Genomic DNA, 16,728 nt, shown 5'->3' with positions numbered 1-16,728 from the left:
TATTCACATAGAATTAATGAAACATCTCTATAATAAAATATGTAAGCAAGGTTCTATATATTTCTTATCTCTCATCTGTAATAAGATCCCTTAAAGAAATATATGAATCGTTTATTTCTACTTTCTTATAATTGTCTTTCACTATGTTTTGTTTCCATACACAAAACATTCAATAAGACGATGTCCCTATGAAAGATAGCTACCCTCCTTGTGCAGCATTCCATCAGAATGTTGCTTTTTTTTATTCAAAAGCAGGATTCTTATTTCTCATTTTCGAATTTGTATATACAAAATGCTGTAAATCACTACTACTTCTCTACCATTTACAAATACATATACGTCATATGTAAAGAAGTACTCACATAGAAATTACTATAGTGATTTTTATTCCGAATGAAAGCTTCACTTTACTTATGCACTTACGAAAGGATGGGACGGAAATTGGCATATGAAAGATTTGTACTTTGGAATGATGCAGTTATTGATACAACGAAACAAAAAACGTACATAGAACTTGAAGAAAGAGGCTTGCAGTTTGGAGATGGTGTCTACGAAGTTATTCGCCTATATAAAGGAAACTTTCACTTATTAGATCCGCATATCACAAGATTATATCGCTCCATGGAAGAAATAGAATTATCACTCCCTTTCTCAAAGGCAGAACTTATTATCCTGCTTTACAAACTAATTGAAAGTAATAATTTCTACGAAGATGGAACGATTTATTTGCAAGTATCTCGCGGTGTACAAGCTCGTACCCACACATTCTCATATGACGTCCCTCCGACAATCTATGCCTATATTACGAAGAAAGAAAGACCAGCGTTATGGATTGAATATGGTGTACGTGCTATATCAGAACCAGATACGCGCTGGCTACGCTGTGATATCAAATCATTAAATTTATTACCTAATGTATTAGCCGCTACGAAAGCTGAACGTAAAGGTTGTAAAGAGGCTCTTTTCGTACGAAATGGTACTGTAACTGAGGGAAGCTATTCTAACTTCTTTCTCATAAAAAACGGAACTCTCTACACACATCCAGCCAATCACCTTATTTTAAATGGCATCATTCGTCAATATGTCCTTTCTTTAGCGAAAACCCTTCGCATTCCGGTAAAAGAAGAACTGTTTAGTATTCGCGATGTTTATCAAGCAGATGAATGCTTTTTTACAGGAACGACGATTGAAATTTTGCCGATGACTCACCTTGATGGAACTGCAATTCAAGATGGTCAAGTTGGCCCTATCACAAAAATGCTACAAAGGTCATTTTCTCAAAGCTTGTTACAATCCAATATGTCATCTTCTTAAATACGAATAATTTCTAACCTTTCTACATTCAATATATGTATTTAAATGGAAATCAAGGTGTAATTTATGCCTTGATTTTTTCTTGTAATCTTTTTGTCATATTCAGATTCCCGCATAAGTCTTGACAGTAATCGACATGCTCTTTAGAATTTTTAACAGTTGGTAAATATTTCTTAACTACATTACAGACAGAAAGGAATCGACAAATTATGAAAAAATACCTTGCCGGTCTTGCGGCAGTGTCTGTAGCAGGAGGAGCAGCACCTACACTTGATAGTGTTCAAGCTGCCCCTGAACAAAATACACAAAAAGCTGCTACAACTGTCCAAGCTTCTGCATCAAACAGCTCATCTTATACGGTAAACGCTAGCGTATTACATGTTCGTGCAGGATCAAGTACTTCTCACGACATCATCTCTCGCGTTTATAACGGTCAATCACTAAACGTGATTGGCGAAGAAAATGGTTGGTTCAAAATTAATATTAATGGAAAAACAGGCTTTGTTAGCGGTGAATTTGTATCAAAAAATGGTGCAAGCAATTCCAATGTAAGTACAACAGGTGGAAACAATAAAGTTACTGCTGATGTATTACGTGTACGTACCGCTCCTAACACTTCTAGTTCTGTTTCAGGACGTGTATATGAAGGACAAGCATTAAACGTAATTGGTCAAGAAAATGGTTGGGTGAAAATCAACCATAATGGACAAGTTGGCTATGTAAGTGGCGAATTCGTATCTGGTGCTTCTTCTAATGCAGGTTCTTCAAACAACAATACGAATAATAACAACCAAGAATCTGTAAAACCAGCAAGCGGAAACTATACAGTAAATGTATCTTCCCTTCGTGTTCGTACAGGTCCTAGCACTTCTCACACAACTGTAGGGTCTGTTACAAAAGGACAAGTCGTACAAGTTGTTGGCGAAGTTCAAGATTGGTTCAAAATCAATTACGCTGGACAAGCTGCTTACGTAAGCAAAGACTACGTAACAAAAGGCGGTTCTAGCGACAACGTTACACAAGGTAACAAACAAGAACAAAATAATAATGTAACCGTTCAAACTGGTGGTACTTACGTTGTTAACGCAACATCTCTACGCGTTCGTACAGGCCCTGCTGCTTACCATAGTGTAATTGGTGGCGTGTTAAATGGGACTACATTAAACGTAGTTGGATCTGAAAACGGTTGGTTTAAAGTAAACTATCAAGGAAAAACAGGTTTCGTTAGTAGCGAGTTTGTAAAATTCGTTAAAGGTGGCACTGCTACTCCTGAACAGCCAAAACAACCTGATCAAGGTGCAATTGGCAACTACTACATTAATGCTTCTGCCTTAAACGTACGTAGCGGCGAAGGTACAAATTATAGAATCATAGGGGCACTTCCACAAGGACAGAAGGTTCAAGTAATCTCTGAAAACTCTGGATGGAGCAAAATTAACTACAACGGTCAAACTGGTTACATCGGAACACGTTACCTTTCTAAAACACCAGTTGGTGGCGCAGTAGATAATAAGCCTAACAACAACCAAAATAACAATAATAACAATAACAATACAGGTAATAATAGCGGCGACAGTTCTTCCATACTTGCATATGCAAAAGGAATGCAAGGCGTACCGTACGTTTGGGGCGGTACTTCTGCTACTGGTGTTGACTGCAGTGGTTACATCTACCACGTATTTAAGAAATTTGGTCATAACATTAGTCGTCAAAGTGTTGCAGGATATTGGAGTAGCCTACCACAAACTTCAAGTCCACAACCAGGTGACTTAATTTATTTCAAAGATACTTATAAAGCAGGTCCTTCTCATATGGGTATTTACCTTGGAGGCGGATCATTTATCCAAGCCGGAGATAAAGGTGTAGCAATCGCTTCATTAAGTAACTCTTATTGGAAGAGCCATTTCTTAGGATACACAAAAGCACCTTAAGTTATATTTTTAGAGCCTTCTAGATTACTAGAAGGCTCTTTTTAATATATGTCACCTATATCCCCGAAAAAATAATGTATCCATTTCCCTATTTCATACACTATATTCTACAAAAACACTCCATAACGTTATCATAATGTATATTTTTACATAAAAAACATAACCTATTTCATGTTTAATCATTTTATATGTGTTTTTTTAAAGAATTTTCTTTTTATTTAAACTTTTCGTTAGACGTTTGACCTCCGATGTCCATTATGATAAGTTACTTAAGATGTTATATTCGTAAACGTATAGACAACTGGTTTATACACTTTTTTTACTATGAGGAAGGAGCATACACTGCATGAATCTTTTATGGGGAATTGGCGGCGTGATTGGAGTATTAGCAATTGCTTTCTTACTATCTTCCAACCGCAAAGCTATTAATTGGCGCACAATTTTAATCGCGCTAGCATTACAAATGTCATTTTCATTTATCGTATTACGATGGGATGCCGGAAAAGCAGGTTTAAAATACGCTGCAGATGGCGTTCAAGGATTAATTAATTTTTCTTACGAGGGAATTAAGTTCGTTGCTGGGGATTTAGTCAACGCAAAAGGCCCTTGGGGATTTGTTTTCTTCATTCAAGCACTACTTCCAATCGTATTTATTAGTTCATTAGTTGCAATCTTATATCATTTCGGTATTATGCAGAGATTTGTTAGTGTCGTTGGTGGCGCATTAAGTAAACTTCTTGGAACTTCTAAAGCAGAAAGTTTAAACTCAGTAACAACTGTATTTTTAGGACAAACTGAAGCTCCAATCTTAATTAAACCTTACTTAGCACGTTTAACAAATAGTGAATTCTTCACTATTATGGTAAGCGGTATGACAGCTGTTGCCGGATCAGTTCTTGTCGGCTATGCAGCAATGGGTATTCCGTTAGAACACTTATTAGCAGCAGCAATTATGGCAGCTCCATCAAGTTTATTAATCGCGAAACTAATTATGCCAGAAACAGAAAAAGTAGATAATAACGTTGAACTTTCTACAGAACGTGAAGATGCAAACGTTATTGACGCAGCTGCACGTGGTGCATCTGAAGGTATGCAACTTGTTATTAACGTAGCAGCAATGTTAATGGCTTTCATCGCATTAATCGCTTTATTAAATGGCTTATTAGGATGGGTTGGTTCTTGGTTCGATATTAAACTTAGCCTTGATTTAATCTTCGGTTACTTACTATCACCATTTGCTATCTTAATCGGGGTTTCTCCTGGTGAAGCTATACAAGCAGCAAGCTTCATCGGTCAAAAACTTGCAATCAACGAATTCGTTGCATACGCAAACTTAGGGCCACACATGGCAGAGTTCTCTGCAAAAACAAATTTAATTTTAACATTCGCAATCTGTGGATTCGCAAACTTCTCTTCTATCGCAATTCAATTAGGTGTAACAGGAACGCTAGCTCCTACTCGCCGTAAACAAATTGCACAATTAGGGATTAAAGCAGTTATCGCTGGTACATTAGCAAACTTCTTAAATGCAGCAGTTGCAGGTATGATGTTCCTATAAAATGATGTAAAGTCTCCTCTTTCTAAAGAGGGGACTTTTTATTATTATGTTTACTTTTTTGTATATATTAAATACTTTATGCCGAAATATAAGAACATTATGATACAATAATTAGTAAGTCTGTTTATTTTTTCTTACCAAAGAGGGATACTACTTATTGTTGCTCTCTCAAAAAGAATCTAGTCATCCGGTCTATTTCTTAATAATTGTGCATACTACAAGTATCCTTGCATGAATTATCTTTAAGGAGGAAAGTTTTGTGAAAGATAACTTCTATAAAGTTCTCTCTATGTGGATTTTACAAATTTTATTTTATTTTACAACTGTACATGTAACGCAATATGAGCATGCTCTCATTTTTACAATTATATATGTAATTGTTAATGTACTATTTCTATTTTTGCCTGATAAGACTGCATTTGTTCTCTTCATATTAGGAACCATTGTTTCGGTGTTCTACCTATTCTACCAAGCATGGCTTTACTTATGGAGCACATCAGAACAATGGCAATACATTATTACTCACTTCCTAATGGCAGCAAACTTCTTCATCGTATATATCTCAACTCATTTATTAAAGAAGGTTATTCATGAAAATAAAGAATTAACCGAACGTGTGAGAACGTTAGAACAATACATTGGAGAATCAAAATTATTAACAAGACAAGAATTCGAAAGACGACAAGCATTATTAATAAATGCAATGAATCGTCGTAATGAAACAGGCGTTATGATTTATTTTGACTTCACTTCCTTTAGTAAATATACGAAGGAAAGTGTTATGGACCGTGTAGCTTCATTATTAGTTGAAACGGTAAGAGCTGACTTTGACCTTGTTGCTGAATATGATAACAACACATTAGTCATTTTATTACAAAATACAAATGAAGCTGGTACCGATATTGTAATGAACCGTCTACAGCCCAAAATGGAAAAATGGCTTGCAGCTGAGGCAATTCAAGACATTAAGATTCAACGAGAACAAATCGCTACAAAAGGACCGACAGTATTATGATGACACTCGTTATACTTCTTTTATTCCTCCTGTTTTGCGTACTCGTTTTTTGGATCAGCATCACATTTTCAATTAAATATGTACTTATTTTTACAGCCTTTCTGTTCTCTGGCTTACTCGTCTACTATTCTTTCTTAACACTCGCAGGTTTAGTTCACCGAAATAGGAAACGAAAAGATCGTACGCTAGAACATTATCCAAGCGTCGACATTTTAATACCTGCCCACAATGAAGGCGTCGTTATTAAAGATACTTTGGAAGCGATGGCGAAGATTGAATATCCAGGTAAACTAACCGTTTATTTATTAAACGATAACTCTCAAGATGAGACACCTGAAATTGGTGACGATTTTGAAAAAGCTTATGCTCACATTCGTCACATTCGTGTTCCGGCGGGTGAACCAAAAGGGAAATCACGTGTACTAAATTATGGTCTTAGTATTTCAGATGGTGAATACTTCTGTGTGTACGATGCAGATAACCAGCCTGAACCACATGCATTGCGAATGCTTGTAGAACATGCTGAAACAACCGAAGATGCTGTTGGAGCTGTTGGTCACGTTCGTACTGTAAATGAAAACAGAAACTGGCTAACACGAATGATTTCATTAGAATTTCAAATCTTCCAGCTCCTTATGCAATCCGGACGCTGGTTACTATTCCAAACAGGTTCACTAACAGGAACAAACATGCTTCTTCGCCGCTCTGCATTAGAAGAGCTTGGCGGTTATGACCCGTATGCAATTGCAGAAGACGCTGAATTAACATTACGAATTACACAAAAAGGCTATCTCTTACCGATCGTTCCAGAATCGATTACATGGGAACAAGAACCTGAGCATTTAAAAATCCTTATTAAGCAGCGTACACGTTGGCTCCAAGGGAACTTGTACATTTTGGAAAAAATGTTTTCTTCCTTAAGTTTCTTTAAAGGAAAACTTCTCGTCCATTCCTTACAACAAGTTTTAGTGTATGTTGTATTTTGGCTATTCTTAATCATCTCGAACGTTTGGTTTGTAATTGGGTTACTCGGGATATTCCAAATTCAATATAGCATTCCGCTACTATTTATGTGGTATGTCGCATATATTACATATGTTTCTCAATTATTTAGTGCCCAGAGTGTGGAACGAACCTTTACACCAACTAATATTTTTATTAGTGTTATCATGTACTTTACATACGCACAGCTCTTTACGTACTTATTCATTCGCAGCTTAATTTTATACTTACGTGCAAAGAGCAAGAAACAAGTCATTGGCTGGGATAAAACAGTTCGATTCAAAAAAGAAAAGTAAAACTTTAATCAGTGGGAGTTCTCCCACTGATTTTTATTTACAAAATAAAAATCAGCACAGAGCGCCGTATGCTCTGTGCTGATTTATTGCCGTATAAATTATATATATCAGACAATACCCCTTAGCTGAAAGTAATTTCACGTCCATCCCCCAACGAACGATTGACCTTCATTTATATACGAAAAAGTGATTGCTATTTTTGTAGAACCAATTGCTTCTCTTGCTGTTCTTTGCGCGTTTCAGTCTTAGGTTCCGTGCTTTCTTGGACACTACGATGTGCCACACGTTTCAAACAAATATGCTTCCACTTTCTTTCGTAACGTTTCATTATTCTAGATGTCCCCCTTGAATGCGCTTTAAAACTATTTGAAATCGCTTACAGGAAATAATATAGCACATATACATAAACGTGACAACACATTTCCGACAATTTTTTGTCAAAAATACAAATAGAATCCGCAAGATATCGAACATTGTCGAAATTTATCGATTTATCTTCGCATAAAAGGCATACTACTTACATAGTAAAGTATTTTATTTCCCTGACTTGCAGTTAAAATTCCTTCTATATAAAAAGAGCTGATATATAATCAGCTCTTTTTTCTTCTATTATTAATGACGCTTCATACGTCCTTCTTTTTGTAACTCTTTAAATAATGCCGCCATCATAAAGAAGATAACGAAAACGAATGGGAATGCCGCAATGATAGCTGCCGTTTGCAGTGCTTCTAATCCACCAACATATAATAAAGTAGAAGCTATCGCTGCTAAAACGATACCCCAAATCATTTTAATGCGGTTCGGCGGATTTAAACTACCATGTGTCGTTAACATTCCTAAAACAAATGTCGCAGAATCTGCTGATGTAATGAAGAATGTTGCAATAAGTAGAATACCTAATACTGATAAGGCTGATCCAAAGCTTCCCATCTGATCGAACATAGCAAATAATCCTACTTCTGTTCCCATCTCTTTCACTTTTTCAAAGATATGTGCATCACCAAACAGCTCCATATGAATACCAGTCCCGCCGAAAACAGAGAACCAAAGCGCACCAATTACGGTCGGTACGAGTAACACACCAATAACAAACTCACGAATCGTACGTCCTCTTGAAACACGAGCAATAAACGTACCTACGAATGGTGACCATGCAATCCACCATGCCCAATAGAAAATTGTCCACGATTGAATCCATTGATTTCCGCCTTCATCTAATGGACTTAAACGGAAACTCATACTTGGCAATTCTTGAATATAAGAACCGATTGTTGAAGTGAAGTAATTCATAATAAAGTTTGTTGGACCCGCAAATAATACAATGATCATAAGTGCAAACGCCAAAATAATATTCGTATTACTTAAATATTTAATTCCTTTATCAAGCCCTGTTTGTGCAGATAACATAAATAACACTGTTACGATTGCAATAATGACTAACTGAGTCGTTAATGAATTCGGGATAGATGTTAAATAACTAACACCACCAGCAATTTGTTTCGCACCAAGACCTAATGATGTTGCGACACCAAACACAGTTGCGAAAACAGCTAACACATCAAATGAATGAGCAATACGTCCATGTTCCCCGCTTTTGAATAACGGGCCTACTGTCGCACTAATTGTACTTGCTTTTCCTTTTCTAAAAGTAAAGTAAGCAATACACAGCGCTACAAATGCATATAGTCCCCACGGATGTAATCCCCAATGGAAAAATGAAAAACGTAATGCAAGACGTGCACTTTCCTCAGTTGCACCTTCTCCAAACGGAGGTGCGTACAAATGGTTTAATGGTTCAGCAACGCCCCAGAAAACTAAACCGATACCCATACCCGCGCTAAATAGCATAGCAAACCATGTCATATAACTATAATCAGGTTCATCATCATCTTTACCTAAACGAATAGAACCGTATTTCGAAACAATTAAAAAGATAGACACAACTAAAATAATAGAAACAGAAATAATATAGAACCATCCAAACTTACTAACTAATGCAGTTTGAATTGCGGTTGTTACATTTCCTAAGCTACCTTTTCCGATAATAGATTCGGGAATAATCCCCCAAATTGTAAATGCAATACATAATGTTAATGAAACGATGAATGTTTTTGTCAGTTTCCTCATCAAATCCCCCTTCGTAGGTTTCACTTTTGTAAATAACATAAATTCCGATATGTAAAATCGGATAGAAAACTATAATTTTACGGTGATTTTCTTACTTTCACCTTCACCAACTAGAATTCTTATGGACAGCCTTACCTTCCGTATAATCTTTTTACTCTGCAAGAGCTATAAGATCGAAATACTGCTGTCAAATTGTGCGAGAAAAATGCGGATGGGAATGTGTTTTCCCAAAAAAGGATGTGTTACAGATGTAAAAAAGGGCATTTTTCTTCCTTGCAACCCTTTCTGTTTGTAACAATTATGCGGTTTTTTTGCTAGTATATAGCACGTGTTTATAGTTTCACAAACGAAATGTTTATGTTTATATAACTATATTACCCATAAAACGGTAAAATACTCAAGGAATGTAACCGTTTAGTAAACATTATGTAATACTCCTGTAATATTTTTATTTACGCCGAAAACAATATGTTGTATTAAATATTTTGAATATAAGTAGAAACCTACTAATCATATAGAATGAAAAACGCTTTCTTATATTTTTTGCTATATTACAGGATGTTAACGACTGATTACGAATGGTTTGTAATTGTGTGTTTTCCTCAAATCCGAAAAAATCTGTTGCTATAATGAGGACACGAAAACAAACGCAATGGAGGCTATCATGAAAAAATTAATTGGAATAGCAACAGCAGCAGTTTTTGGTCTTGGGATTTTCACATCATCTGCTAATGCAGAAACTGTTGTAACAACAGACGTACTAAATGTACGCGAAAACCCTACTACGGAATCAAAAGTTGTCGGTAAATTACTAAACGGGAATAAAATAGATGTTCAAAATACAGAGAACGGATGGTCAAAAATCACTTTAGATGGTAAAGACGCATTCGTAAGTACAGAGTTTACAAAAAGCATCTACTACGTAACAGCAAACGTATTAAACGTACGTGCTGAAGCGAACACAAACTCAGAAATTCTTGGAACGTTGAAGAAAGACGATATGATCGAAACAACGAACCAAGTACAAAATGAGTGGTTACAATTTGAATATAACGGGAAAACAGCTTATGTTCACGTTCCTTTCTTAACAGGTACAGCACCTGTTATCGAGAAACAAGAACAACCTGCTCCTGCTAAAACTGTAGCACCAGCTAAAGCGCAAGCACCTGCAGCACAAGCAAAACCAGCTGCTAAGCCTGCTGTGAAAGCTGCTGAAACTAGCGAACCTTCTAATGGTCGTGAGTTAACAGTTGTAGCTACAGCATATACAGCTCACCCAAGCGAAAACGGTGGCACATACGGTGGCCGTGTATTAACTGCAATGGGTCATGACTTAACAGCGAACCCAAACATGAAAATGATCGCTGTTGACCCGAAAGTAATTCCATTAGGATCTAAAGTATGGGTTGAAGGTTACGGAGAAGCTATCGCTGGAGATACTGGCGGTGCAATTAAAGGTAACCGTATCGACATTCTACTTGGATCAGATAGCGCTGCTCAAAAATGGGGACGCAAAACTGTTAAAGTGAAAATTTTAAAATAACCAATGACTGCTAAAGCCGGTTCTCTTTGTTGAGAGCTGGCTTTTATTTTTTTATAATAACTATAAGGAGGTTATGTTCATGAATGTACAAGCAAAAGTAGACTGGATCGGTACACCAAAACCGTATATATATAAAGATGAAGTAACATACGACGCTACTTCCATTGACTTTTCACTCGCTGGCGATGACAATCGATATAGATTAATTGTGCTCAGCTTTGAAGAAAATACACATTACAAAATTGTCCAATATGGAATCAAACCCGGCTCACAAAAGCCATTTCCTATCGATATTCCATTCGAACAAAACATGTTACCAATTATAGAGCAAATATTACATGATCCATATGTGCAAGCGATATTAAAGGAAACGCGCTCCTAATTGAAAAAAAGGATATCACCTCGTCGGATTTTTTCGGCTAAGTGATATCCTTTTTATTTTCCCTTCGTAAACACGAGTAGAGAAAAATATATTAACGGTTCGACACGAAATATCTATTTACCGACAAAGATTGACAAGAGAAGTAAACTACAAAAAAGATGCCGTTCAAAAATATTGAAAAACACCTTTCCACCTCCATTCACAGTTACAATATGATAATCCAAATTTCATTTTTTCTGTTTTGAGCATTTTTTGTTTATAATGGTAAAGGAAAGAAATATGTGTACGGAGGAATATTATGCTGCAACACTCAATTACGAAAGATGAAATTATGATGATTGCGAATGAGTTCGTTCAAGGACTAGATCCACAGCAAACAGCTGATCAGGAACATGTCGCTACAGCTCGGCACCTATATCGTAGTGGTGTTGTCTACAACGTTGACTTTGATGGTTATACGCTATCAGGAACTGTAGATGCTGCAGGCAGCGTATATAGCGTCCATATCCCGATTCGTAACGTCGCTGAAAGCTATTGCGATTGCTTTGCACCAACGCAATGTGAGCATATGCTCGCTGTTTTACTATCTGCAGCATCTAGTTTCGGGCAAGTAGGGGATGTATTAACTTTATTTAAAAATAATACGAAACCTTCCCTTCCTCCTATTCGAACTGCAAGACAAGTATTGCAATCATCAGCGTTTGAAGAAACGGATTATAAAAGTTGGCAATCGTATTTTGACAACGAATATGAATCATTTAAAAAAGAACAAGCTCGGCTTACTTATAAACAAATGTATTTTCTTATGAGTATTTTTACAGACTTCTATACGAAACTCGAGCGGAAAGCTCCGCGTATCGTTGCGATACATGAGTTGTTCAGGCTACACGCAGCGCTTTATTGCTTTCAAAAATTATTAGAAGAAATTCAGGACTTCGAAGCAAATAAAACGTATTCTTATCACCAGCCTGTTAACGTCGTTCGCTTATTTGTAGATAAAGTGGAATCCATCGTTCGGGACTTACAATCAGAAGCGATTCCTTCAGAGTCTGAAGCAATTTTGCAAGAAACAGCTCGTCTCGTTCACGAAGTATTCTTCTCCACCGATGCCTATACGCAAGAAAGATTTTTTATTTATCGTCACATATGGAGTGAACTCTTACACAATAAAGAGAAACTGCAAGAAGAAGAAAAGCGAATCGATACGAAAATCAATCCACTTTCCAAAGCATTAGCATCTTCTCACCTACTCTTTTTAAATGACGAAGACCTATTAGCGATGGACTTATTAAAAAAACAGCCTGCTTCTGTTGTAAGTCTGTACTTCTATTGGTTAGAAGAGCTATTAAATACAATGCAGTGGGATCGTGCGAAAAACTGGCTTTCCTTTACGTATAAACAAGTGAAGAAAACGATACATGAGCACGAAAATACGATTTTCATAAAAGATATCGTTCGCTTATTTGTCATCATGTATGAAACGTATGCAACCCATACAAATGAACAAGCCGGACTCGAAATGATTTTGCAAGAGCTACTACCATATAGTTTTGCAAACTATGAGCAATACGTACTCGCGAAAAAGCAATATCGTACATGGGCAGAACTTCAGCTCTTACATGGGTTTGAAGCAATTGAACTTTTGAAAGAGCCGCTGAAAGATATTGAAAAGGAAGCACCAGAAGCAGCCCTTCCTCTTTATCACCTTGCTGCTACCGAGGCCATTGAAGAGCGAAACCGCAAATCATATAGACGTGCAGTTCGTTACTTAAAGAAATTACGTACATTATATAAACGATTAAAGCGCACTGATGAATGGGATGCTTTCATTATTCACATCGCAAACTTGCATTCACGTCTGCGTGCACTACAAGAGGAATTACGGAAAGGAAAATTAATCGATGATCAATCAAACTGAAGTAACAATTAGGCTCCAGCACGTTAGTCAAGGTTGGTTCCTTTGGGGAGAAAATGACAGCGGTACTCCATTATCCGTAACAAGTTGGAAACGAAATGCATTTACGTGGCACTCCACTTCCTTCTACGGCACGTTTCTAAAAGAAGCGACCTTTGAAGGAAAACAAGGTGTTATGCTAACAAACGCACAAGCATTTGAATACATCGCTAATAAACCGATGAACTCCTTTGCCCATATTCAAATGAATGGCCCTATTACAGCACTTACGAAAGATGCGAACGAATTATGGGATGCCTTCACAAGCGGTAGCTTCGTACCTGATATGGAGCGTTGGCCCAAACAACCATCTTGGAAAGTGCAAAATACCCCAATCGAAGATGGCACATTGGCATCTCTTTTCTCGGCCGCGGTAAATGAAAGCATATTACAAGATAACCGTTCAAACGATGGATGGGAAGATGCCAAGAGACTTTATGAACATTACGACTTTACGAAAAGACAATTGGATGCAGCACTACATGAAGAAGATTGGCTTCGAAAAATTGGTTACATTGAAGATGACCTTCCCTTTACAATCGGACTACGGCTACAAGAGCCGCAAGAAGAACTTGAAATGTGGAAGCTTGAGACGATTGTTACACCAAAGCGCGGGGCACATCGCATATATGTATATGAAAGTATCGATTCTTTGCCAAAACGATGGCACGATTATGAAGAACGTATTCTTGAAACACAAGAAGGATTCAGTAAGCTCGTACCGTGGTTAAAAGAAGGCGATACATTCCGAAGTGAGCTATTTGAAACAGAAGCGTGGAACTTCTTAACAGAAGCAAGTAACGAATTACTCGCTGCAGGTATTACGATTTTACTGCCATCCTGGTGGCAAAATTTAAAAGCGACAAAACCAAAATTACGTGTGCAACTGAAGCAAAATGCTACGCAAACGCAATCTTTCTTCGGCATGAATACACTCGTTAACTTTGACTGGCGCATTTCAACGAACGGCATTGATTTATCCGAAAGCGAATTTTTCGAACTCGTTGAACAAAACAAACGGTTATTCAATATAAATGGTCAATGGATGAGACTGGATCCAGCCTTTATTGAAGAAGTACGAAAGCTTATGAACCGTGCCGATAAATATGGACTAGAAATGAAAGATGTCCTTCAGCAACATTTATCAAACACTGCTGAAACAGAAATTGTAGAAGAAGATAGTCCATTTACCGATATTGAAATCGAGCTAGATGGGTATTATGAAGAGCTATTCCAAAAACTATTGCACATTGGAGATATTCCAAAAGTAGATGTCCCTTCTGCACTAAACGCAACACTCCGTCCGTATCAACAACATGGCATTGAGTGGTTATTATATTTAAGAACGCTTGGATTCGGAGCATTATTAGCTGACGACATGGGACTTGGAAAAAGCATTCAAACGATCACTTACTTACTATATATAAAAGAGAACAATCTCCAAACAGACCCTGCTTTAATCGTGGCACCGACATCTGTTCTTGGAAATTGGCAAAAAGAATTTGAGCGTTTCGCACCAAATTTACGTGTTCAGTTACATTATGGAAGTAACCGAGCGAAAGGCGAATCATTTAAAGACTTCCTTCAATCAGCAGATGTTGTATTAACATCTTATGCATTAGCTCAGCTTGATGAAGAAGAACTTAGTACGTTATGCTGGGATGCTGTTATTTTGGATGAAGCACAAAATATTAAAAACCCACATACGAAACAGTCGAAAGCAGTACGAAACTTGCCAGCAAATCACAAAATCGCTTTAACCGGTACACCGATGGAAAACCGACTTGCCGAGCTTTGGTCTATTTTTGACTTCATTAATCATGGATATCTCGGCAGCTTAGGACAATTCCAGCGCCGCTTCGTCTCACCAATTGAAAAGGACCGTGACGAAGGAAAAATCCAACAAGTTCAACGTTTTATCTCGCCGTTTTTACTGCGTCGTACGAAGAAAGATCAAACCGTCGCATTAAACTTGCCTGATAAACAAGAGCAGAAAGCGTACTGTCCACTTACTGGTGAACAAGCTTCCTTATATGAACAACTTGTTCAAGATACATTGCAAAATGTAGAAGGATTAAGCGGGATTGAAAGACGCGGATTTATATTACTCATGCTGAACAAACTTAAACAAATTTGTAACCATCCTGCTCTTTATTTAAAAGAAACAGAACCAAAAGACATCATCGAACGTTCCATGAAAACGAGCACGCTAATGGAACTAATTGAAAATATAAAAGATCAAAATGAAAGTTGTTTAATCTTCACACAATACATCGGTATGGGGAACATGCTAAAAAATGTGTTAGAAGAACATTTCGGTCAGCGCGTCCTCTTCTTAAACGGTAGTGTACCGAAGAAGGAACGTGACAAAATGATCGAGCAGTTCCAAAACGGAACGTATGACATTTTCATCTTATCGTTAAAAGCAGGTGGAACTGGCTTAAACTTAACCGCTGCCAACCATGTCATTCACTACGACCGTTGGTGGAATCCAGCTGTAGAAAACCAAGCAACAGACCGCGCATATCGTATTGGTCAAAAACGCTTCGTTCACGTTCATAAACTTATTACAACGGGGACACTCGAAGAGAAAATTGATGAAATGTTAGAAAGAAAACAATCCTTAAACAATGCCGTCATTACAACCGATAGTTGGATGACCGAACTATCTACAGATGAACTAAAAGAATTACTTGGTGTATAAACAAAAGGAGCTAATCTCAAAAGATTAGCTCCTTTTTCTACTCCAAAACCAATTGCTTATTATAATTCCTGTTAATCCGCCGCACGTATCCAGTAATGAATCTTGCCACATCGGTGTACGATCTCCCGTAGTCCATTGATGAATTTCATCAAATGTTGCATATCCCGCAACGAATAGAAGAGCGTATAGGAAGCACCTTTTTCTCGAATAACCCGATCGATGAAAAGCATAATACGTCAATGAACCGAGCATAAAGAACACCATAAAATGAGCACCTTTACGAAGGAAAAACTCAATAAATCCGCCTACACCTTTATTTGCAATGCTAACAGGTGTACCACCACCATAATCGATAGATACCCACGAAAAATGCTCTTCCACAAACTCAACATTTACATATTGTTCAATATTCGAACGCATATCCTGCTTTTTATATGGTTGTGCCGAGGAATAGAAAATCAACCCCATCCATAGTAAAACAGGAATCCAAAATAACCATTTACGATTCATTCTTCCGAAACCCCTCTCTTAGTCTTTTAAGCGTACCAAAAAAAAGAATAAATTTCACGCCAAAACATGACATTTGCACCCTATTTATAAAGTGAAAGGGGGTGATAAACATGGCAGTCGAAACAATCGTAACGGACTTAACTTTACGTCTTGTCTTAAACAGTGGATTAGATAAGAACGGAAAAACAGCTTTTAAGCAAAAACAATTTAAGCGTGTTAAAACAAACGCAAACTTAGAGCAAGTACAAAACGTAGCACGTGCTCTTGCTTCTTTACAAGCATCACCGCTTCACGCTATACAACTTGTTAGCACATCAGATCTTTCTATCCTATAAGGTGGAACTTTAATCAGTGGCGGGCATCCCCCGCTGATTACACCGATCGCCCTACCC

At 37.3% G+C, this 16,728-nt stretch carries 12 protein-coding genes; 10 read left to right on the top strand and 2 right to left on the bottom strand.

Going from position 1 to position 16,728, the window contains the following annotated elements:
- Positions 1-429 precede the first annotated feature (429 nt).
- The 5 genes from DN394_RS08090 to DN394_RS08070 all read left to right on the top strand — a co-directional run bounded on the left by DN394_RS08090 (position 430) and on the right by DN394_RS08070 (position 7,116).
- Entirely contained in the window at positions 430-1,314 is an 885-nt protein-coding gene (locus tag DN394_RS08090) for a D-amino-acid transaminase (protein ID WP_097915565.1), read from the top strand.
- Between the two features lie 209 nt (positions 1,315-1,523).
- The gene (locus DN394_RS08085; RefSeq protein ID WP_149293720.1) at positions 1,524-3,245 is read left to right on the top strand and encodes a C40 family peptidase; all 1,722 of its coding nucleotides are present in this window, start codon (positions 1,524-1,526) and stop codon (positions 3,243-3,245) included.
- A 346-nt stretch (positions 3,246-3,591) separates the two neighbouring features.
- On the top strand, positions 3,592-4,803 hold the full coding sequence (locus DN394_RS08080; protein ID WP_001051033.1) for a NupC/NupG family nucleoside CNT transporter: 1,212 nt from the start codon (positions 3,592-3,594) through the stop codon (positions 4,801-4,803).
- 259 nt (positions 4,804-5,062) lie between these two features.
- Entirely contained in the window at positions 5,063-5,818 is a 756-nt protein-coding gene (locus DN394_RS08075) for a diguanylate cyclase domain-containing protein (RefSeq protein ID WP_000654296.1), read from the top strand.
- Positions 5,815-7,116, top strand: coding sequence for a glycosyltransferase family 2 protein (locus DN394_RS08070; RefSeq protein ID WP_149293719.1), 1,302 nt, complete (start codon positions 5,815-5,817; stop codon positions 7,114-7,116). Before DN394_RS08075 ends, DN394_RS08070 begins: the two co-directional genes overlap by 4 nt.
- Positions 7,117-7,728: 612 nt before the next feature.
- On the opposite strand, the gene opuD is transcribed toward DN394_RS08070, so the two are convergent.
- A complete protein-coding gene (opuD, locus tag DN394_RS08065) occupies positions 7,729-9,243 on the bottom strand; it encodes a glycine betaine transporter OpuD (protein ID WP_001230120.1) in 1,515 nt (504 codons plus the stop codon).
- A gap of 664 nt (positions 9,244-9,907) precedes the next feature.
- Here opuD and DN394_RS08055 point away from each other — a divergent pair.
- From DN394_RS08055 to DN394_RS08040, 4 genes are all read left to right on the top strand, one after another.
- Positions 9,908-10,786 (top strand): cell wall-binding protein EntA, encoded by an 879-nt coding sequence (locus tag DN394_RS08055; RefSeq protein ID WP_000733337.1) that lies wholly within the window; start codon positions 9,908-9,910, stop codon positions 10,784-10,786.
- Positions 10,787-10,865: 79 nt separating this feature from the next.
- Entirely contained in the window at positions 10,866-11,168 is a 303-nt protein-coding gene (locus DN394_RS08050) for a DUF3910 family protein (protein ID WP_001102531.1), read from the top strand.
- A gap of 298 nt (positions 11,169-11,466) precedes the next feature.
- Positions 11,467-13,086 carry an SWIM zinc finger family protein gene (locus tag DN394_RS08045; protein WP_000939124.1) on the top strand — a complete coding sequence of 540 codons (1,620 nt, stop codon included), beginning with the start codon at positions 11,467-11,469 and terminating at the stop codon, positions 13,084-13,086.
- Entirely contained in the window at positions 13,070-15,826 is a 2,757-nt protein-coding gene (locus DN394_RS08040) for a DEAD/DEAH box helicase (RefSeq protein WP_149293718.1), read from the top strand. Before DN394_RS08045 ends, DN394_RS08040 begins: the two co-directional genes overlap by 17 nt.
- 24 nt (positions 15,827-15,850) lie before the next feature.
- Here DN394_RS08040 and DN394_RS08035 read toward each other — a convergent pair whose 3' ends face one another.
- Positions 15,851-16,336, bottom strand: coding sequence for a VanZ family protein (locus DN394_RS08035; RefSeq protein ID WP_098128042.1), 486 nt, complete (start codon positions 16,334-16,336; stop codon positions 15,851-15,853).
- A 110-nt stretch (positions 16,337-16,446) separates the two neighbouring features.
- Here DN394_RS08035 and DN394_RS08030 point away from each other — a divergent pair, with 110 nt between their 5' ends.
- Positions 16,447-16,671 (top strand): DUF1659 domain-containing protein, encoded by a 225-nt coding sequence (locus DN394_RS08030; RefSeq protein WP_149293717.1) that lies wholly within the window; start codon positions 16,447-16,449, stop codon positions 16,669-16,671.
- Positions 16,672-16,728 lie beyond the last annotated feature (57 nt).

It is taken from the genome of Bacillus sp. BB081 (assembly GCF_008368895.1).
Taxonomy (GTDB): domain Bacteria; phylum Bacillota; class Bacilli; order Bacillales; family Bacillaceae_G; genus Bacillus_A; species Bacillus_A wiedmannii.
The sequence above is the reverse complement of the archived record's forward strand: the minus strand, read 5'-3'. Positions and strand labels throughout refer to the sequence as shown.

Coding starts and splice junctions, on each gene's coding strand:
- DN394_RS08090 (WP_097915565.1), top strand. CDS start 430: ATGGGACGGAAATTGGCATATGAAAGATTTGTACTTTGGAATGATGCA.
- DN394_RS08085 (WP_149293720.1), top strand. CDS start 1,524: ATGAAAAAATACCTTGCCGGTCTTGCGGCAGTGTCTGTAGCAGGAGGA.
- DN394_RS08080 (WP_001051033.1), top strand. CDS start 3,592: ATGAATCTTTTATGGGGAATTGGCGGCGTGATTGGAGTATTAGCAATT.
- DN394_RS08070 (WP_149293719.1), top strand. CDS start 5,815: ATGATGACACTCGTTATACTTCTTTTATTCCTCCTGTTTTGCGTACTC.
- opuD (WP_001230120.1), bottom strand. CDS start 9,243: ATGAGGAAACTGACAAAAACATTCATCGTTTCATTAACATTATGTATT.
- DN394_RS08055 (WP_000733337.1), top strand. CDS start 9,908: ATGAAAAAATTAATTGGAATAGCAACAGCAGCAGTTTTTGGTCTTGGG.
- DN394_RS08050 (WP_001102531.1), top strand. CDS start 10,866: ATGAATGTACAAGCAAAAGTAGACTGGATCGGTACACCAAAACCGTAT.
- DN394_RS08045 (WP_000939124.1), top strand. CDS start 11,467: ATGCTGCAACACTCAATTACGAAAGATGAAATTATGATGATTGCGAAT.
- DN394_RS08040 (WP_149293718.1), top strand. CDS start 13,070: ATGATCAATCAAACTGAAGTAACAATTAGGCTCCAGCACGTTAGTCAA.
- DN394_RS08035 (WP_098128042.1), bottom strand. CDS start 16,336: ATGAATCGTAAATGGTTATTTTGGATTCCTGTTTTACTATGGATGGGG.
- DN394_RS08030 (WP_149293717.1), top strand. CDS start 16,447: ATGGCAGTCGAAACAATCGTAACGGACTTAACTTTACGTCTTGTCTTA.